Genomic DNA, 19,255 nt, shown 5'->3' with positions numbered 1-19,255 from the left:
AGTCTAAAAAAAATTTTCATAATTTGCTCTTTTTTATAACTCTACTACCTATCTTATTTGCTTCAAATATTCAGCAATACTTTTTCCCGATTAATAATTCGCATACGGCTTTTGTCTTTGCATCGGCATCTTCTTTTTTTCCGCCAGATTCAAGCCGCTTGATTTCATTCAAAATGATTTGATGATTTTCCGGTGTAACTCTAAATTGCGAAGCAAACAAAATACCAAGCAGCAGCATACAGACCGGCAACACAATAAACATCAACCTGATTTTATTGAGTGTTTCTTGTTTTTGCTGCGGCTTTTGAACCTGCCCGATACCCGAATACTGAAAATCGATTGTGTCTAATAATACTTTTAAATCATATAAATCGGATTTTGTATAAAACTCAAACGGAGTTATTTTTTTATAAATACTTCCATCTTTCCTGTACAAAGACACTACAAGAAATTTATTATCGGCTTGAACAAAGTCTCCGATATGAAACGATGGTACGATAAAATCATCAAATACACTTACCGGAATCTCTGTAAAAGAAGCAGTGTTTTCAAAAAAAGAAGCTGCCTCAGCACTCGCAGTATTTTTGTGTTTTTTGTAAACATTTTTTATTATGCCGTCCGTATCTTTACTGATATATTTTAGATGCAGGTTGCCGTCTTCATACAAGGTATAGTATTTTTCTATTTCCGAAAACGGTGTCGCGGTATTTTTACAGAGCGCTTCGGCTTCCGCAAATTGGCTTTGCATCAAAATTGAAGGTACCGGATTTTTATATCCTATTTTAGTCAACCCAACGCCGATGGTTGGCATAATAATCAAGCCTAAAAACAGCTTCCGCGAAAGCGTCATCGCTGCCGAATAGGTACCAGCTCGCTGCTTTCCGCTCATCACGCGGTCTATATCTGAAATGAACGGCAGCAGCTGATGCGGTATCAAGTTATTTGCCGATATACCTATTCCCATCAGCACCATATTTAGGATGACCCAGACACTACCGGAAGTAGGAGTGTGCAACCCCATCAATACAATCGCGAAGATAAATACGGTAAGCGCAGTAATGTAAACAGGCTTATGCCCTTTCCGATTGATAAGATAGCTATGTACCGGTAACGCTGCCATCATAGTAATAAGAAGGCTCCCCTGCGCAATGACAAAGATACTGCCCTTGTTTAAATAGTCGACAATATAAAAGAGCACAAATGACATGAAAATATCAAGCGCGCCGAAAGAACACACGTACATCGCAATGTGAATTCTGCATGACTTATTTTGAAATAGCGACAAGAAATTTTTTATAAACGACTGATTCGATTTTTCTCCGGCTTCATCTTGGGGAAGTTCCCATGTTTCAAAATAGAGCGGAATCCATGGGAGTGCGAAGATGAGCGCAAATACGCAGCCCATGATAAAATACCCGTGTGCGCTTCCGTTAAAATGATCAATAATAGGTTGCGCCAATATCCCGCCGAGCAGCGTCGCAACAAACGAAAACATCAGACGAGTGCTGTTAAGTTTATTCCGCTCCGAAAAATCTTTTGTTATTTCGGCGCTTAACGCTGCATACGGAATATAGGACACGGTTGAAACGGTAAAAAAAATGATATAGGCAACGGTATAAAAAATAAATTTTCCCGTTTGGCTCTCAATGGTAACTGGAAACCAAATCAAAATAAACGATAGGGCTATTGGAAGAATAGAAACCAAAAACCACACGCGCCGCTTTCCGAACCGTGTCTGCGGCGTGTTATCAGCGATATATCCCATCATCGGATCGGAAACCGCATCCCATACTTTACCGATCGCTGGAATTAATCCTGCCAATGCCGGATGCAATCCGATAACGTTCACCAAATAATACATTGAAAATGTTGTAACAATAAAAAAGCAGCCGCCTCCGTACAAATCCCCGCCGCCATAGGCAAGGTATGTACGCCATGTCATTTTTCTTTCCTTTATATTCATACGCCTATGATACAATAGACTTATAGATAATACAATCAGATCCTTTGAAAATAGAAGGGTATCTGCGTTTTCGGTACGCTGAAATAAATGCTCAACGTATCAGAAGTGGCATTACAAGATTGTTTTTAAAACTTTGATTCAGAGCAAAAAGTAAGCCATTTGACACATTTTCTTCTTGTGGATATACTCACTTTCATTACCGAGGACGATGATAAAACGGAAATAATTATTCCCTCACGAGCGAACAATTCCGAATGAGATCCCTTATGGATAACAATATTTATTACGGCGAATATAAAATTATCGGAAACAGAAAAGTTACATATCAAGACTTAAATGATGCTCCGATATCGACAAGCGAGAGTATAAATTATCTGGATAGAGATATTGCCTATCTTCAATACGGCTTGATATATAAAGAAATGTCTTTAAAAGAATATGCTTTCTACAAGGATGAACAGTGGTATCATAAAAATTACAGGGCAGAATTAATAGGTTTTTCATTGGAGATAGATAAATTAGAAGAATGTATAAAAGCAAAATCAAACGCTCCATTTTATCCCGCAACCGGCGGCAGCTTAAATAATCCGGCAAACAAAAAAGATAAGAATGCAATTTTCAAAGTCTTCGGTTTGGATGGTGATCTTGATTATGAGGGAAATTTAAAACTGCATGAAGAAGCATCGCAGTTCAAGGTTCTCTGTTCCGAATCGGATGTTTCAGAACAGGGTTGAATGAAGAATTATAAATTGGAATAATCACAAATTACGCATTACACATTATAGTATTGGAGGTCTAAATATGAATACCCAAAAAGGGTTATCGGTAAAAGATTTGGTAACAACGGGAATCTTTACCGCATTGATGATTGTGTTTACAATGCTCGGCGGCATGTTTTTTGCACCTAATCCGGTATTGACGTTTTATATGCCGATGGGCTGTGCATTATTGTGCGGTCCGGTGTATTTGCTTTTAGTCGCAAAGGTTCACAAGCGCTGGAGCATTACTATCCTCGGCATCATTTTAGGCTTTGTCTTTTTTGTTACCGGAATGCATTGGTCGATGGCACTCGGCAATATCGGAATGGGCATTATCGCCGACATCGTTGCAGGACTCGGCGCCTATACCAATAAAAAACTCAATGCACTTTCGTATATGCTGTTTATGCTTTCAAACACCTTCACCTATCTCATCTTTTTTATCGACCGGGATGGATGGATACACGCGATGCTGAAAAAAGGCACCGACGCTTCCTACATTGAAACTATGAACACCTCGGCAGCATCATGGATGCCTGTCGTGATTGTCGGCGGAACCTTGCTCGTTGCAGCATTCAGTGCATGGGTAGGCAACAAGATGCTGAAAAAACAATTTGAAAAAGCAGGACTTGTGTAATCGGTCATGACTAGTTATTGCATACACACCGCTTTAATTACCAATTAAACATTACTCATTATCAAAGAAGGTTTTTATGCTCACTCTTGACCCGCGGACAAAGCTTTTTATACTGCTCTTGTGCGTTATTGCTGCCTCTCTTGCACCGTCTCTTGTATACGGAGCCGGGCTTGTGATACTCATCGGTATGATGGGAATCTTGTGCGGGTATTGGCGCAGCGCACTAATGGGGATCGCCGGTTATGCGCTCCTGTATGCGCTTACACTGTGGGCAGCCGGTCTGACGGGCACACTGAAGACAACACTGCTGGCTGCGTTCGGGCTGTTTCACAAGGTATATCCCTGCGGTATGATGGGTGGCTTGTTTATCACTTCAACAAAGGTGAACGAATTTTTATCTGCAATGCATCGGCTCCGTGTTCCGAAAAAGATTGTTATTCCGCTTGCAGTGATGATCCGTTATTTCCCCACAATCGGTGAAGATTGGCGGTACATTAAAGATGCAATGCGGATGCGTGATGTGTCGCCGACGCTTGCAGGATTTGTGAAACAGCCGGTAATGACCGTTGAGTGTATTTACGTGCCATTGTTGTCAGCAGCATCAAAAACAGCTGACGAACTTTCTATCGCTGCCCTTACCCGCGGCATCGAAAATCCCCATCCGCGAACGTGTCTTGTGCAGACTCAATTTAGGTTTGCAGATGCCATCGCCAGTGTGGTCTTTTTACTGTATACAGCGCTGGCATTACTATTATAAAAAGGACTCATACTGTCATGATAACGATACGAGATGTTTCTTTTACCTATACCGGTAATGAAACGGATGGCATACATCATATCAACTTGGAGATACAAAAAGGTGAATGCGTTCTGCTTTGCGGACGTTCCGGTTGCGGCAAAACAACAGTTACGCGGTTGATCAACGGATTAATTCCTTCCTTTTATATGGGCACGCTCACCGGTTCCGTACTCATTGACAATCAGACCGTTGGCGACTTACCGCTGTATAAAATTGCTAAGCGGGTCGGTTCGGTGTTTCAAAATCCGCGGACACAATTTTTTAATGTTGATACCGACAGCGAAATTGCATTCGGTATTGAAAATGAAGGGTATCCGCAGGAGCAACTGGTACAGCGGGTACGGCAAACAGCCGAAGACTTGCATATTGAAACTTTGAGCGGAAGAAATATCTTTGAGCTTTCCGGAGGCGAAAAACAAAAAATCGCCTTTGCTTCGGTGTATGCGATGAATCCCGATATATATGTACTTGATGAACTTTCGTCAAATTTAGACTCGGAATCGATTACTGCGCTGCAAAGCTACATACGGAATATAAAAGCGCAAGGGAAGACAGTCATCGTTGCGGAGCACCGGCTGTATTATTTAGCTGATCTTGTAGATAAAATCGTATATATGGAAAACGGCTGTATTGCCCGCATATTCACACCGGTGGAGTTTAAGTCGCTTTCTGCTGAAACACGTCACGAGATGGGGCTGCGGGCAATTCATTTGCAGGAAGAAATCCTCTCCTTTATACATAATGAGGCGATGGATATTCGGACAAAAACTCCCTGCCGTATGAGCGGAGCAGCGTCGGTTCAGATCACACAAAATACGGCTCAGTCTCCACAACTGCCGGTTCAGCCAGCGCTGGCAGTGCCGCTTACATTAGAGTTGGAGAATGTTTCACTGTACCGTAAGAAAAAACGCATCCTCCATAATCTTTCTTTGTCTGCTCATGCAGGAGAGGTCATTGCAATTACGGGTGCAAACGGTACCGGAAAGACAACCTTTGTCCGTGCATTGTGCGGTCTGCACAAGGAAACATCCGGCCGTTTTCTATGGAACGGCAAGCCGCTTAAACCAAAAGAGCGGTTACAGCGGGCATATATGGTGATGCAGGATGTGAACTACCAGCTTTTTGCCGAAAGCGTAGAGGCAGAATGCTCATTCGGTTTGAAAACAGCACAAGCAGAAGCGGTAGAAGCAGCGCTCAACGCTTTGCATTTAACGGAAATCCGTACACGGCATCCCGGCTCTCTTTCGGGTGGACAAAAACAGCGGGTTGCTATTGCGGCGGGACAGGTAAGCGCTAAGCCGCTGCTTGTGTTTGATGAACCCACAAGCGGACTTGACTACGACAGTATGGCGCGGGTTTCCGCTGTTATCCGCAGCCTTGCAGCAGGGCGCATTATCTTTATCGTTACCCACGACTATGAATTTATACACAAAGCCTGCACGCGGATTGTGCATTTAGGAGAAAACACGTTTGGGCATCTCTAAAAACTTGGTTAGATTTTTAGAGATGCCCGACGAGTATTTTTGATAAGTCTTTACATTGTTATGACTTATCAAAAAACATCGCAAAAAATCTAAGGAAAACCTCTAAAAAACTGAGGTTTTTAGAGGTTCCCGCTTCTTGATGAATACGGAACAAACAGTTAGGTTTACAGTTTTTAGCGGTTCTCTATAAACTGAAATCGCCTTCCGGCGCATTTGACCTACCCTTTTTGTTCACTTTCCAACATTCTTATCATTGACAGTGAACAAAAACTAAAATATACTGCATTTTATATGAAAAGACGATATTTTCAAATTATCGAGTTAATGAAAAAAAATCCGGCGATTACGCAGCGGGATATTGCACGCACATTAAAAATATCACTTGCGTATGTCAATCAAATTCTCTTTGCTATGGAACAGGATGGCCTTCTTAAAACGAACGGATTGCCCGCCATCGGCAAAAGAGTTCTAACCATTAAAGCGCATACCGAATACGATTCGTGTAAAGTTGACAATGCTATTATTATGGCGGCGGGTTTTGGCTCGCGGTTTATTCCGCTCACATACGCGATCCCCAAAGGATTACTGGAGGTTTTCGGCGAACGAATGATTGAACGCCAAATCAAGCAGCTGCAAGAAGCAGGAATTACTGATATTACCGTAGTCGTCGGGTATCTGAAAGAGACCTTTGAATACCTCATCGATAAATACAATGTAAAACTTGTGTATAATCCCGATTTTGAAAATAAAAACAATCTTTCAACGCTGTATCATGTTCGCGATAAACTCAAAAACACCTATATTCTTTCCAGCGACAACTGGCTGCGAAAAAATATGTATCACACGTATGAATACGATTCATGGTATTCGTCGATCAAAGTGAATGAAAAAACAAATGAATGGGTGCTACAGCTTGGCTTACACGACAAGATAATGAAAATAAAGGTCGGCGGCAGGAACGCATGGGTGATGTACGGACCGGTTTATTTCTCGCGTACTTTTTCCGATACCATTCGTCCGATGATCGAAGAAGCCTATCATCGCGAGGATACCGATGACTGGTATTGGGAAGACGTATTGAGCCGTCATTTAAATACGCTAACGATGTTTGCAAATAAACAGCCCTCCAATCAGGTATATGAATTTGAATCGTTGGAAGAGCTGCGCCAATTCGACACCTCATACATGATTTCTACACAGAATAAATGGATGGAATTGATCTCCCGTGTATTCGGACAACCTGAAATGCAGATCAAAAACTTACGTCCGTTGCGGCTTGGAATGACTAATAAATCTTTCATATTTGAACTGAACAACAACAAATATATTTTCCGCATTCCGGGCGCCGGTACTGACATTCTTATCAACCGGAAACAGGAATATGCGGTATATAAAGCGATTGAGCCGCTCGGTATCTCCGATAAGATTATCTATTTTGACCAAATAACCGGTGTAAAAATCAGTCAGTTTGAAGAAAATATGCACATAGCGGATCCTCACAACTCGGATGATTTGGAAGCGTGTATGTGGATAGCCCGTAAGCTGCATACATCCGGTATTACAGTACGACACCGATTTAATTTTAGGGAGCGGATTAATTTTTATGAACAGCAAGCGGAAGCAAAGCACGGTATTCTTTTTTACGATTATGCCGAAGTCCGGGAAAAAATGAACACCTTGCTGGATTTACTCGATACACTTAAAAAACCGGAAGTGCTGACCCATATCGATTTAATCTGCGATAATTTTATTGTCAGCGATGGTGATGTTAAACTGCTCGACTGGGAATACGCCGCGATGTGCGATCCGTTGGCAGACCTTGCAATGTTTTCCATTTACTCTTACTTTTCCGAAGCTCAAATAGCCGATCTTATGCACCGCTACTTCCGCCGCGATCCGGAAAGCGAAGAGAAGTTACGTGTCTATATCTATGTTGCGCTTGCAGGATTCTTATGGGCGCTGTGGACATGTTATAAACAAGCGCTGGGAGAAAATTTCGGTGAGTACGGGCTAAAGATGTACCGATATGCAAAAGATTATTACAAACAAATTATGCAGATGACGGAGTTTATAGATGAACGGAAAGAAGAGAAAAATGATGAACTATCGGAAACAGAATAAAGGCTGGTACGGTTCCGGAGAAATCGATTGGGTTATTACACTTTTACCGCTCATCATTGTAACCGGCACTGCGGCATTACTGCTTACCTTTCCGAAGCAATCGATGAAGGTCATCGATACTCTATGGAACATTTTTGTCAATAAGCTTGGATTTTTCTATATACTTCTTGGCTTCGGCCTAGTGTGTACAGCGTTTTATCTTGCTTTTTCAAAATACGGAGCAATACGGTTAGGCAGTCTCGATAAACCGCGCTATAGCAATTTTACATGGGGCGCCATGATTTTTACCTCTACGATGGCTGCCGATATTTTGTATTGGTCGCTTATCGAATGGGGATATTACTACACAGCATCGCCATTCGGGAAACATCTGCTTACGGCAGCTGAAAAACAAGACTGGGCTGCAACATACCCGCTGTTTCACTGGGGCATTACCCCGTGGAGCTTCCATATCGTATGCGCTGTTGCGTTCGGTTATATGCTCCATGTACGGCAGCGGAAAAAGCAAAAACTTTCTGAAGCGTGTCGCCCCCTTTTCGGTAATAAAATCGACGGCATACTGGGAACCATCATCGATGTATTTTCAGTTGTCGGTCTTTTAGCAGGAACCGCAACGACATTTTCGCTTGCAACACCGCTGTTGTCGCTGGCAATTTCCACCATCTCCGGCATTCCCGAATCACGAATGCTTACCTTGGTTGTACTCTGCATTATTGCAGCGGTATATACCTCGGCTGTTCTGCTGGGGATAAAAGGCATTTCTCATCTGGCAAAGGTTGCCGTTGTGTGTTTTTCAAGCCTCATTGTATTTGTGTTTTTGTTCAGTCCCAAACTCTATATTATCGAAACAAGCATAACCGGCATCGGGAAGATGCTGCAAAACTTTATCTCGCTTTCCACATGGATGGATCCCCTACGGATTTCGGGCGCAGACGGCGCAGGATTCCCACAGCAGTGGACGATTTTTTATTGGGCATATTGGATTGCATGGTTTGTCGCAACGCCGTTCTTTATCGGGACAATCTCGGAAGGGCGAACGGTACGGAATACCGTACTGGGCGGCCTTATGTGCGGCATCGCAGGAACCTATTGCTCGTTTATCGTGCTGGGGAATTACGGGCTTTATTTGGAAACGCATGACTTATTACCGGCAGCCGAGCGGCTCGCTGCAGGTATCCCTCCCGCCGAAATTATTTTAAGCATTTTGGAAACGCTGCCGCTTGCGAAAGTCGGTTTAGTGCTGCTCATCATCACGATGATTGCTCTCTATGCGAGTACATTCGATGCAATTACGATGGTTATCGCATCTTATTCGCAGCGGCAGCTTGAAGGCAACGAACCCAAAAAAAGCCTACGGGCATTTTGGTCAGTTGTCTTTATCTTGCTACCGGCAGCGTTGATTCTTACCGGCAGCAATCTCAGTCAGTTGCAAAGTTTATCAATTATCGCCGCCTTCCCGCTCGGCATCATTATGATCTGCATTATTGTCAGCTTTTTAAAGGATGCGAAGGAGATTATATGAAAAGGAATTGCATTACTGCCGTATTGCTGCTTGCACCGCTTTATCTTTTTGCAGCAGGATTTGACCACTTTGTTTTCGCACCGCATAACGGAATGACAGGCGCAATTCTCGCACATACGTCCCGCTATGCCGATAAAATGTATTTGTATGAAACAATGGCCGGTCCTGCAATCGGATTGGATATCATATTCGTACAAAAGAAAAACGGCTTTACTTTTATGGTCAACAATAATATTATGCCTATTTTTATAATAGAGCATCGTACAGATCCTTATAAACCGCCAGAATCGATGCACGGCGAAGCGCGATCGATGGGATTCGGTATAATCGGTTATTTTGAATTTCTTTTCGGATACACACACGGTATCGGAAGTAATTTTGAGCTTATGGTTGGCATAGGCCCCGCAGGACTGTGGCCGTTAGCGCCTGCTCTTAATATGCGTTTAAGCGGCGCATATTACTTTAATAAAAAATGCGGAATATTTTTCGGGGTCGGCAATAGCCTTGGCTGTTTGCCCTACCCGACACGACGAGACATCAATATTGTTAACGCGACCGTTATTTCAATCGGTCCCGTTTTTAGAATAGACCGATGACATCAACTGCTGCAAGAACTCAGATTTGTCGAAAATAAGACAGGAGGTTCCCAACGAAGGTATAACTTCGGCAGAGAACCTCTCGATCATTATGGCACTTATTTCGTCTTCAAGTTCCGCAATGCGCCGCTCAGCCGTTCGAGGGTTTCAGTAATGACCGATGCGGGAGCTGCAAGGTTAATCCGTTCAAAACCGCGGCCTTCGGCACCGAAGATATATCCTTCATCTAAGAACACTTGCGCCGTCTGCGTCATAAATTCTTCCAAAGCCTTGTGTTCCATTCCCAGCGCCCTAAAATCGAGCCATTGCAAATACGTGCCTTCGATGAGCGGGGCTTTAATTTCGGGATGATGCGTTTGGAAAAACTGCTGCACAATACGCTGATTGGCATCGATTACGGACAAAAATTCATCGAGCCACGCCGCGCACTGCGTATAGCAAATTTCGCAGGCCTTATAGCTCAATGCCGTGAACAATGCTCCCGCCCCAAGCTCTTGAGCGTTTACAAAAGTTTTCCGCATATTCTCATTTTTAATGATGATGTTGCTAATTCCCAAACCGGCAATGTTGAATGTCTTAGACGGTGCGGTAAAGGTGATTGTTCGTTCCGCGAGGTCGTCCCCTAACGATTGGAAAACGGTGTGCGTATACCCCGGCATCACAATATCAAAATGAATTTCGTCCGAAAACAACAAAAGATTATGCTTTAATACGATTTCTTCTATTTTATGCAGCTCTTCTTTTGTCCACACTCTGCCGACAGGATTATGAGGAGAACAAAAGAGCAGTGCTTTATTCCGCGGATTCGCAGCGAGCCGTTCCAATGCTTCGAAGTCAATCGTATAATGGCCATCGTTTTCCTGTAACGAACATGCTGCAACAATCCGCCCCTGCAAGCGTATTGCCCTAAAAAAAGGATAATACACCGGCGACAGCAAAATAACGCCGTCTCCCGGTTCGGTAAAAGCTCTGACCGCATTAAAAATCGCAGGCACGACACCCGCAGTGGGGACAATCCAATCAGGAGCAATCGTCCAATTATGCTGAACCTTCATCCAATTTTGTACCGCTTCTTTATATGTAACAGTCGGCCCCGTATAGCCCAGCACGGCATTATCAAGATAGTGCTTGAGCCCTTCCGTTAATTCCGGCGGCATCTTAAATTCCATATCGGCAACCGAAAGCGGCACAACGGACGAATCGACGTGCGGGTTGACCTGATACATCGCATCCCATTTACGTGAACCTGAACCGGCTCTGTTTACTTTTGTCGTAAAATCATATTTCATATCAATCTCCCTATTATCATGATAATATCACAATTTTATCGGGAATGACGATATTACCTCAACAGCTGTCGGATACAAATCCAAAAACAGCTCCTAAACTGAATTTGTCTTTTCACAATCGTTGGAATTCTTTGCCCCATATTTAAGTTCGGCAAGAACAACAGATGGAATCGCTATATCTCTTTCCATCAACTCTGATTTGAACAAGTGTTGTATTTGTCATTATTGAGTCCTTTTTTAAGCATTTGGTATTCATATATTTGTATTAACATTGTATATTTAAATAAACAGATTTCGAGGGTTAAAGAGCGGTATAAATATTTTGCGAAAAACCGAGAATTGACAGCACACCGAAGTGTGCAAACAAAGAAATTAAAATCAATAGCGCACACCGACAGAAATTACATGTATAAAGCCATAGCTCATAACAACTTACACGTTTCATGTTTTACAATCTTTTACATTAAGTCATTATTATACAATGACTTACACGATTAAAAACATAACATTCCCGTTACTCTAAAAATTCCATATTGTCAAAAAAAGGAAAGTAGTAGTATAATAGCGGTTATGAGTAGTTGTGATTATCGTATTTTTTGGGAAGAAACCGTTAAACAATTAAAAAATGAGATAGGTGAACAGGAAATATCTATGTGGTTCTCGCGTATCGTCTACGAGAGAGCTTCGGATACCACTATCGTTTTATCGGTACCTTCCGAATTTTACCGCGATAATGTGCGGCAGCGATATGAACTCTTTATTGAAAAAAAGCTATTGGAGCTGCTTGGCTCTCGTATCAGCATTGAATTTGAAATAAAACCTCCAGAGAAAACGGATATCCACGCATCACCTAAAAAAAATGCGCATACGCCGAAGGAATCTTCGTCATCAGCTTTCCGTGATCCACAAAAATCGGTACCTCCTGAAGAAAAAAAGAAACATCCCTTGTTAAATGAACGCTATACGTTTGACAAATTCGTTATCGATGCGGACAACCCGCTTCCTGCGAACGCAGCCATTGCCGTTTCGAAGAACCCCGGAACAGCGTATAACCCGTTGTTAATTTACGGAGGCGTAGGGTTGGGTAAAACGCACTTAATGCAGGCAATCGGCAATGCACTGTATCAAAATACCAATCTGAAGATTTTATATGCGCCCGCCGAAACCTTTACGAATGAATATATTGCTCATGTGAATAAAAACAAAATGCATGAATTTAAAAACAAGTACCGTAATGCGGATGTACTGCTGCTTGATGATATCCACTTTTTGGAAAAAAAAGAAGGTACACAGGAAGAATTGTTCCACACTTTTAATGCCCTCTATGAGAGCAACAAGCAAATTGTATTTACGTGCGACCGCCCGGTTGAAGAGCTAAAAAATTTAACCGATCGGCTTCGTTCCCGTTTTACCCGCGGGTTGAGTATTGACTTAAAAATACCTTCGTATGAAACCCGCTGTGCTATTCTATTTAAAAAGCTTCAGGATGAGCATTTCTCCATTCCCGACGAAGTAGTACACCTGATTGCAAAGAATATTTCTTCCAACGTCCGTGATCTGGAAAGTGCCCTCACTAAATTGCAAGCATATTCGGAACTGACCGGTCCCATCACGCTCGAAAATGCCCAACGGCTTTTACAGGATACATTCGGGTCTCCCCGCCAGCATAATATTTCAATCGATACGATTCTAAAAATCGTCGCAGACTATTTCGGTATTTCGTATGTTGATTTAAAGGGAAAAAAACGGACAAAGAATATCTCTTTTCCTCGACAGGTTGCGATGTATCTTGCCCGGGAAATGACCGAATTCTCTACCACGGAAATCGGCGTTGAATTAGGCGGACGAGACCATTCGACGATCATGCACGGGCATCAAAAAATAGAAACACAGACAGCGCTTGAGCCATCGCTCGAGGTTACCATCGCCGAGCTGAAAAAACGCATCACCAACGCCAATCAATAATGCCAACGGGCAAACACATCAGATGAGTGAATTACATTTCGCAGAATAATACAGGCTGTGAGACCATTTGAACCATCTTCGACTGTTGTACATCCGTGTACCTCTCAACCGATGTACGTCCATGTACATCGGTTGAGGACAAGTTTTGTTCCAAAACTTGTTTCTGACCTATCCCACGCCCATCCTTGGGCGCATTGAAGGCGAGATTTGGCTCAATACCGCCATGGACGGCGGGCGGATAGATCAGAAACGACGCTGTACTGACAGGAAGTCAGTGGTTCCAAACAGTATCGAGTTTTTCATCAGGAAAACTCGAAGCTAAAAAATGTACAGGGATGTACATTTTTTAGCGATGCCATCCTTGGCAGTTCTACTTGAACAACCTCACTTATTCTGCGGGGTTATTAAAAAAACGACCTGATGCGTTTGTCCTGATATCCGCAAGAAAATGTTTGGCAGAATTCGATTTTTATGATATACTAATAGGGTATGACTTATGCATCTTTGTCTGCAACGCTCTCAATGCCATACACAACTGAAGATGGAGGTACTTCATCCGATATTGTGGTGTTCGATAAAGACGAACACGCGGTAATCGAACAGATTTTAAAAAGCTTACAAGCTTATGCTCCCGGGGTACTGAGCAACATTGCAAACTATATTACAACATTAGAACAAGTGGCGGTTGCCGTCTCCCGCTACCCCTCAATACAACGCAGTACTGTCCTTGCAGGTGAACATCGATCGGCAGAAACATTGATCGACACACTGTGCAGCAGCGCACCCGCTTCACGTTTACTGACATTACCGACAAAGGTTATTCTTGGAAAAAGCTTTCTGATTGCCAAATTCCAAACATTTTCCGCACTTACCAAAATAGCGATGAATGCTTTTTTTGAAGAAAAAGATATCCAAGCGCTGCGGCGGATTACGCTTCGCGCTATGTTCGCGCTTATGGCGGAAGATGTGTATACGATGCTCCTTGATAATGCCGAGCTTCAGCATGAAACACGAAAAGACATAGCAGAATTATTAACCGAACTATGGGAACATCGGCTGGATGAACACTCCTCATCTTTTGCACCTGTTTTACACAAAGTCTGGACAGCACGAAACAAACTTGCGCCGAACTTCGGCAGTATGCTCGGCGTAAGCGAACTTTTTCTTCTTTCAATGGAGCTGGATGAATCGTGGGAACGGTTTATGATTGCGAAGCTGGCAGACCCTGAAATCGGTCAAGCATTGGAAGAATTTTTATTCGGCATCTCTTATGAAAAGATCAATTTTATCCGCAACGTTTTGAAGGAAAGAAAAGCTTCCGCCCTCAGCAGAGACGAAGCATATAATCTGCTCGGCTTTAAAAGAGAGTTTCCGAGTGATGATCCACGCGGTTTCTATACTTCTTTTATTGACCGGAAAAGCAATGCCGAATCACGGCGGAGACTCCAAGTCCCCGGTCCCAAGCGGACACTCGAAGACCTCTATATCCAGTTCATTTTTGAAGAAGGCTTAAGCGACACATAATACAGCTGTTACAGCGCAAGTTTTAAATCGCCGTCTTTAATCCATCCGATTTTCCGCAACGGCACGGTAAAAAGAATCGTTAGTACAGCGGGAGCGATAAAGTGCAACAGTAAGATAGAAAGATAGATGCTTGCGGTGCTGCGTCCGGTTTCACTCATCGCCGTCAATGCGCCGATTTGTCCTACCAACCCGCACGTTCCCATACCGGAGCCGATGGGTGTATTTTCCAGCTTTAACAGCATAGTTGAAATAGGCCCTAGTACGGCGGATACGGCGATCGGCGGTATCCATATTCGGGGATTTTTAATAATATTCGGCATGTGGAGCATACTGGTGCCGATGCCAACTGCAAAGCTTCCGCCAAATCCGTTATCCCGATAGCTCATCACCGCAAATCCGATCATTTGAGCACAGCATCCCGCCGCAGCCGCTCCTCCTGCAAGCCCCGAAAGAGAAAGCATCATGCAGAGCGCCGCACTACTGATCGGCAGCGTGAGAATGATCCCAACCAATACCGCAAGGCAAACACCCATCAGGAACGGACGTAGGGTTGTCGCTGTCATAATGACGCCTCCGAGCCAATTCATACACGCAGACATATACGGACCGAAAAAGACGGCTATTATGCTGCCGGAAAGAATGGTTACCGTCGGCGTAACGATGAGGTCGATCTTTGTTTCTTTTGAAACCAGTTTCCCCAGCTCGGTACCGACAATGGCGGAAATAAAGGCGCCCACTGCACCGCCGAACATATTACCGGCATACCCGACAATAGAGGCGGAGAATAAGACAAAGGTGTGCGCTTTAAGCGAGTGCGCAACGGCAATACCGATGGCGGCGCCCGTCATATCACGGCATATCGGCCAGATGGTATCGGTCAAAAAGGTGATATGCAGCTGCTGCCCTACGGTTCTCAGTATTGTTCCGACAAGCAAGGATGAAAAAAGCCCCATCGCCATAGCACTCATCGCATCAATAAAATACCGCTTACCGGAAATCTCTATATCTTTTCTTTTTAAGAAAAGCTGTAATTTACTCATATTGAGACAAATCTCCTTATATTCGTGCGGAGAGTTTACTCCCCTGCACTATTTTTTACAAGAATGAACCTCTAAAAAACCAATCGCAATTTAGGGGTGCCCATAAATGGGATAAACCGCATGTACGGCGGCGGAAAAAGCGCCGGTGTTTTTCTTTGTTAAGGTATATAGTTTCAACTCTCCGCATTTGTCAACCAAAGTGCCGTCAGCGCCGGCGATTCCGGTATCGGCTTCTGTTGCCGTTCGGTTGGGCGTCTTTTTTGTATTGTTGATAGAAAGGATAGCAAAACCGCCGTAAGATTTACCGCGGGGACGCAAGGGGCTGCCCGGATTGACAGCTGTAACGCCGCCAAAACCTTCGATACTTTGAATATGCGTATGCCCGTATACGGCGATTGTACAACCGAGATTTTCGGCCGTCATGCTCAATTTACGCCCGTCAAGTTCAACATGGTGCAGATGCCCGTGCGTCAATAAAATCTGCTGTCCGGCTATCATCTTTTGTTGATATACCGGCAGCCCGAACGGTTTTGGGTTTTCGCTATCTGGAAAAACCGGCGGATAGAGCTGGCTGTCGCAGTTCCCCTGCGCCATAATAATCACCGGCGGAATGGTGAGCTTGCCGGCAGCAGCTTCGCGCACAACGGTTATGATATCTTGAGCGCCGTCTCCGGCAAAAAGGCATGCTTGGCATTCCTCGCTAAAAGCCGATAAAATCCACCGCACTGCATCTACGGCTCCATGCGTGTCGGAAAGCAACAAGACAGAAGCAGTATCCGCATATTGCAGCCGGTTATAGAAAGCGGCATCCGCAATAATACCGTTTTCGCAGCGAGTAAAACGGTTCATTGTTTTTCCCCTACGGCGGTCATTTCCAGTCCTTCGCTATCTGCACGCCCGCCGGTCGAAGGCGGTGATAAAATAAGATAATTGTACGAACGGATATTGAGTTCAGGGTCTTTATAGGGCTGCAGTACATACGGTGTACCGCCCCATGCCGCTATCCCCTGCTTTTTTAATATATCGGACGTTGTTGCAACCGCCCGCACAAACCGCGGAAACGGCTCCTGTTCCGGCAACTCGCCGATTTGTTCCACAGCGGTTACGGCACATAGAACCAGTGTCTGTACATCATGCGCAGGGATATTCACCGCCCTGTCGGCCTTTGCAAACGAGTCGGGCAGTTCAAAGTCCACAACAACATCGCTGTAGGCTTCGAGCGGCAAAATCTCTTCTACCGGCAACAGGGAAAAAATATGCAAGTCAGGGTATTTTTCTTTAGCGATACGCAGTATGCGGGCGCCGCCTTCGGGAATACCGATAGAAATAAGCGCCTCGACAGGGTGTGCCGCAAGCCATTCAGTAATCATGGAAAGCCGCGGCTGTTTTGTTTTTGCGGTCATATCGCTGTAGCTTAAAATATGCAGGTTCACCTTTAGACTTTCCGCCGTATAAATATTCGAAAGATAGGTAAATAAATCGGAATACTGATAAAAATCTTTTCCCAGCACAAATAGCAGAGGATGAGCAAGGTCCTTCTTTTGATAAGATTGCTTGCCTGAACCGCTTTTCCCATCGCAAGAAGCAACTCCGGCAATGAAACCGACAATTAAAATTATGAAACCGGTACGAATAACAGTTTGTGTAAAACGGCGCATTACAAAACAGTTCCCCAAATACGATGGATGCGCTGCAACCGAGGAGGATGTCTCAGTATTTTTTTTCATAATTAAATACGCGGCATTTAATTTGAGGCCGCAATTCCTTTTAAAAAATTACGTAACATAAAAGCAATAAGCATGGTTCCTAAAATCATAATGAGGGACAGTGCGTTGATCACCGGAGAAATACCATACCGCACCATCGAAAACACATAAAGCGGCAGCGTCGTGGAACCGGGGCCGGACACAAAAAAAGTAATCACAAAGTCTTCAAGCGACAACGTAACCGACATAAAAAAGCCGGACAAAATAGCCGGAAAAATTGCAGGAATTATCACCTTGAACAAGGTCTGCCGCTCCGTTGCGCCGAGGTCGCGTGCGGCTTCGACAATTGAAAAATCGAACTCTTCAAGACGGGCAAGCACCAACAAAAACACAAAGGGCAAACAGAAAGTGATATGTGCGATAATAATAGAAAGAAAGCCGAGCGGTATGTTGATTGCCGAAAAGAAAATCAGCGTAGACATACCGATAACAACTTCCGGCAGCACCATCGGAAGAATACTCACCGCTTGTACATACCCTCTGCCCCGGAACCGATACCACTGTACGCCGAGACCGGCAAAGGTACCGATAATAACGGAACACAATGCCGAAACAAAGGCAATAAATATGCTGTGCCAAAATGAAGTCCACAATTTTTCAGATTCTAAGAAAAGCGCGGCATACCATTTAAGTGAAAAGCCCGACCATACGACCGCCTTACCTTCGTTAAAGGAAAACACTGCAATAATTACAAGCGGCAAAAATAAAAACAATAGTACAAACACCAGCACTGTAGAGGAAAACCAAGAGCTGTTAAGATTCTTATATGCGCGCCGTGCATGACGCGCCGGTTCGGATTCCCGCTTGCGCTTCCCGAATTTCTGAATTAACCGCCGGTACGGGCTTTTTGCTAAACTATGCCGATAAGGAACCGGCAACGCTTGCTGTTGTAAATCTTGCGGTATATCAGACATGCTCACTCCTTATCATCACTATTTTGCGGCTTGCTTTTCTTGCTTAAAGCTGGCGTACATCATCCAGAGGACACCGGCGGCGCTAACAACGGTAATAAGCACTGAAAAGGCTGAAGCGAGCGGCCAGTTACGGATCTTTGTTACCTGATCGACAATCAGATTACCAATCATATAAGAATCCTTCCCGCCGACTAAAAGCGGCACGGTATAAGAGCCGAATACCGGAATAAAGGTAAAGATGACGGCGGTCAGGATTCCGGCACGGATATTCGGCAGCATAACCTTAAAGATAGCCTCTGTTTTGGTAGCGCCAAGATCTCGTGCAGCTTCCAACAATGAAAAGTCAAACTTGTCGATAGCCGAAAAAATCGGAAAAATCGCATACGGAATAAACATATATACCAACACAAGAATGACCGCTTGCTGATTGTACAAAAACGGAATACTTTCCGTAATGAGGTGCATCTTTTTTAAAAGTCCATTGAGGAAACCTTGAGTACCGAGTATCGAAATCCACGCATTGATTCTAATCAGAGAGTTTGTCCAAAAAGGAATGATAATCAAAAACAAAAAGAACAGCTGATGCTTACTACGCGCAATCGCATATCCGGCAGGAAGCGCAAGCAAGATACAAATCAGTGTTACCGCAATGCTGACACAGAGCGTCCGTACAAATAATAGTCCGTAGCTTGCAGTAAAAAGCTGAATATAGGCGCTGAACGTGAAATGCCGCACTACTCCGCCGTATAATCCTTTTTGAAGAAAGCTATATACGCCGATGATGAGAAGCGGCAGGACAAAAAAGACGGTAAACCATGCTGCCATCGGAAAGGTATACAAAAAGGCGTACTGCCGTCGGGAATGATCTTGCACCATA

The 19,255-nt window shown here is 43.9% G+C and carries 16 protein-coding genes; 9 read left to right on the top strand and 7 right to left on the bottom strand.

Features of this window, described 5'->3' with window-relative positions; genetic code table 11:
* Positions 1-70: 70 nt before the first annotated feature.
* The gene (locus DWB79_RS05180; RefSeq protein WP_016522984.1) at positions 71-1,942 is read right to left on the bottom strand and encodes an MFS transporter; all 1,872 of its coding nucleotides are present in this window, start codon (positions 1,940-1,942) and stop codon (positions 71-73) included.
* A 287-nt stretch (positions 1,943-2,229) separates the two neighbouring features.
* Between DWB79_RS05180 and DWB79_RS05175 the strand changes: the two genes are divergently transcribed.
* The 7 genes from DWB79_RS05175 (at position 2,230) to DWB79_RS05145 (ending at position 9,880) form a co-directional block, all read left to right on the top strand.
* A complete protein-coding gene (locus DWB79_RS05175; protein WP_016522983.1) occupies positions 2,230-2,697 on the top strand; it encodes a hypothetical protein in 468 nt (155 codons plus the stop codon).
* Positions 2,698-2,764: 67 nt separating this feature from the next.
* The gene (locus DWB79_RS05170; protein WP_016522982.1) at positions 2,765-3,358 is read left to right on the top strand and encodes an MptD family putative ECF transporter S component; all 594 of its coding nucleotides are present in this window, start codon (positions 2,765-2,767) and stop codon (positions 3,356-3,358) included.
* A gap of 76 nt (positions 3,359-3,434) precedes the next feature.
* Complete coding sequence (locus DWB79_RS05165; protein ID WP_016522981.1) at positions 3,435-4,115, top strand: energy-coupling factor transporter transmembrane component T; 681 nt, start codon at positions 3,435-3,437, stop codon at positions 4,113-4,115.
* 17 nt (positions 4,116-4,132) lie between these two features.
* On the top strand, positions 4,133-5,641 hold the full coding sequence (locus DWB79_RS05160; protein WP_016522980.1) for an ABC transporter ATP-binding protein: 1,509 nt from the start codon (positions 4,133-4,135) through the stop codon (positions 5,639-5,641).
* A 291-nt stretch (positions 5,642-5,932) separates the two neighbouring features.
* On the top strand, positions 5,933-7,762 hold the full coding sequence (locus tag DWB79_RS05155) for a sugar phosphate nucleotidyltransferase (RefSeq protein WP_016522979.1): 1,830 nt from the start codon (positions 5,933-5,935) through the stop codon (positions 7,760-7,762).
* Positions 7,740-9,284, top strand: coding sequence for a BCCT family transporter (locus DWB79_RS05150; protein ID WP_040859445.1), 1,545 nt, complete (start codon positions 7,740-7,742; stop codon positions 9,282-9,284). The genes DWB79_RS05155 and DWB79_RS05150 overlap by 23 nt, the downstream gene beginning before the upstream one ends.
* A complete protein-coding gene (locus tag DWB79_RS05145; protein ID WP_016522977.1) occupies positions 9,281-9,880 on the top strand; it encodes a DUF2715 domain-containing protein in 600 nt (199 codons plus the stop codon). The genes DWB79_RS05150 and DWB79_RS05145 overlap by 4 nt, the downstream gene beginning before the upstream one ends.
* A gap of 98 nt (positions 9,881-9,978) precedes the next feature.
* Here DWB79_RS05145 and DWB79_RS05140 read toward each other — a convergent pair whose 3' ends face one another.
* Complete coding sequence (locus DWB79_RS05140; RefSeq protein ID WP_016522976.1) at positions 9,979-11,169, bottom strand: MalY/PatB family protein; 1,191 nt, start codon at positions 11,167-11,169, stop codon at positions 9,979-9,981.
* Between the two features lie 570 nt (positions 11,170-11,739).
* On the opposite strand from DWB79_RS05140, the gene dnaA reads away from it, so the two are divergent.
* A complete protein-coding gene (gene dnaA / locus DWB79_RS05135) occupies positions 11,740-13,134 on the top strand; it encodes a chromosomal replication initiator protein DnaA (protein WP_016522975.1) in 1,395 nt (464 codons plus the stop codon).
* A gap of 489 nt (positions 13,135-13,623) precedes the next feature.
* Entirely contained in the window at positions 13,624-14,658 is a 1,035-nt protein-coding gene (locus DWB79_RS05130) for a hypothetical protein (protein WP_016522974.1), read from the top strand.
* A gap of 8 nt (positions 14,659-14,666) precedes the next feature.
* On the opposite strand, the gene DWB79_RS05125 is transcribed toward DWB79_RS05130, so the two are convergent.
* From DWB79_RS05125 to DWB79_RS05105, 5 genes are all read right to left on the bottom strand, one after another.
* Positions 14,667-15,698 (bottom strand): PTS sugar transporter subunit IIC, encoded by a 1,032-nt coding sequence (locus DWB79_RS05125; protein ID WP_016522973.1) that lies wholly within the window; start codon positions 15,696-15,698, stop codon positions 14,667-14,669.
* A 90-nt stretch (positions 15,699-15,788) separates the two neighbouring features.
* Positions 15,789-16,547, bottom strand: a complete 759-nt coding sequence (locus tag DWB79_RS05120; protein WP_016522972.1) for a YfcE family phosphodiesterase — start codon at positions 16,545-16,547, stop codon at positions 15,789-15,791.
* Entirely contained in the window at positions 16,544-17,425 is an 882-nt protein-coding gene (locus DWB79_RS05115; protein ID WP_016522971.1) for a hypothetical protein, read from the bottom strand. Before DWB79_RS05115 ends, DWB79_RS05120 begins: the two co-directional genes overlap by 4 nt.
* A gap of 17 nt (positions 17,426-17,442) precedes the next feature.
* Positions 17,443-18,378 carry an ABC transporter permease gene (locus tag DWB79_RS05110; RefSeq protein WP_016522970.1) on the bottom strand — a complete coding sequence of 312 codons (936 nt, stop codon included), beginning with the start codon at positions 18,376-18,378 and terminating at the stop codon, positions 17,443-17,445.
* A gap of 18 nt (positions 18,379-18,396) precedes the next feature.
* A complete protein-coding gene (locus tag DWB79_RS05105; protein ID WP_016522969.1) occupies positions 18,397-19,254 on the bottom strand; it encodes an ABC transporter permease in 858 nt (285 codons plus the stop codon).
* Position 19,255: the final 1 nt, after the last annotated feature.

The organism is Treponema medium, assembly GCF_017161265.1.
GTDB classification, from domain to species: domain Bacteria; phylum Spirochaetota; class Spirochaetia; order Treponematales; family Treponemataceae; genus Treponema; species Treponema medium.
This window is presented reverse-complemented; position numbering and strand designations above follow the sequence as displayed.

Coding starts and splice junctions, on each gene's coding strand:
- DWB79_RS05150 (WP_040859445.1), top strand. CDS start 7,740: ATGAACTATCGGAAACAGAATAAAGGCTGGTACGGTTCCGGAGAAATC.
- DWB79_RS05160 (WP_016522980.1), top strand. CDS start 4,133: ATGATAACGATACGAGATGTTTCTTTTACCTATACCGGTAATGAAACG.
- dnaA (WP_016522975.1), top strand. CDS start 11,740: ATGAGTAGTTGTGATTATCGTATTTTTTGGGAAGAAACCGTTAAACAA.
- DWB79_RS05140 (WP_016522976.1), bottom strand. CDS start 11,169: ATGAAATATGATTTTACGACAAAAGTAAACAGAGCCGGTTCAGGTTCA.
- DWB79_RS05115 (WP_016522971.1), bottom strand. CDS start 17,425: ATGAAAAAAAATACTGAGACATCCTCCTCGGTTGCAGCGCATCCATCG.
- DWB79_RS05145 (WP_016522977.1), top strand. CDS start 9,281: ATGAAAAGGAATTGCATTACTGCCGTATTGCTGCTTGCACCGCTTTAT.
- DWB79_RS05130 (WP_016522974.1), top strand. CDS start 13,624: ATGACTTATGCATCTTTGTCTGCAACGCTCTCAATGCCATACACAACT.
- DWB79_RS05175 (WP_016522983.1), top strand. CDS start 2,230: ATGGATAACAATATTTATTACGGCGAATATAAAATTATCGGAAACAGA.
- DWB79_RS05125 (WP_016522973.1), bottom strand. CDS start 15,698: ATGAGTAAATTACAGCTTTTCTTAAAAAGAAAAGATATAGAGATTTCC.
- DWB79_RS05105 (WP_016522969.1), bottom strand. CDS start 19,254: ATGGTGCAAGATCATTCCCGACGGCAGTACGCCTTTTTGTATACCTTT.
- DWB79_RS05170 (WP_016522982.1), top strand. CDS start 2,765: ATGAATACCCAAAAAGGGTTATCGGTAAAAGATTTGGTAACAACGGGA.
- DWB79_RS05165 (WP_016522981.1), top strand. CDS start 3,435: ATGCTCACTCTTGACCCGCGGACAAAGCTTTTTATACTGCTCTTGTGC.
- DWB79_RS05120 (WP_016522972.1), bottom strand. CDS start 16,547: ATGAACCGTTTTACTCGCTGCGAAAACGGTATTATTGCGGATGCCGCT.
- DWB79_RS05110 (WP_016522970.1), bottom strand. CDS start 18,378: ATGTCTGATATACCGCAAGATTTACAACAGCAAGCGTTGCCGGTTCCT.
- DWB79_RS05180 (WP_016522984.1), bottom strand. CDS start 1,942: ATGACATGGCGTACATACCTTGCCTATGGCGGCGGGGATTTGTACGGA.
- DWB79_RS05155 (WP_016522979.1), top strand. CDS start 5,933: ATGAAAAGACGATATTTTCAAATTATCGAGTTAATGAAAAAAAATCCG.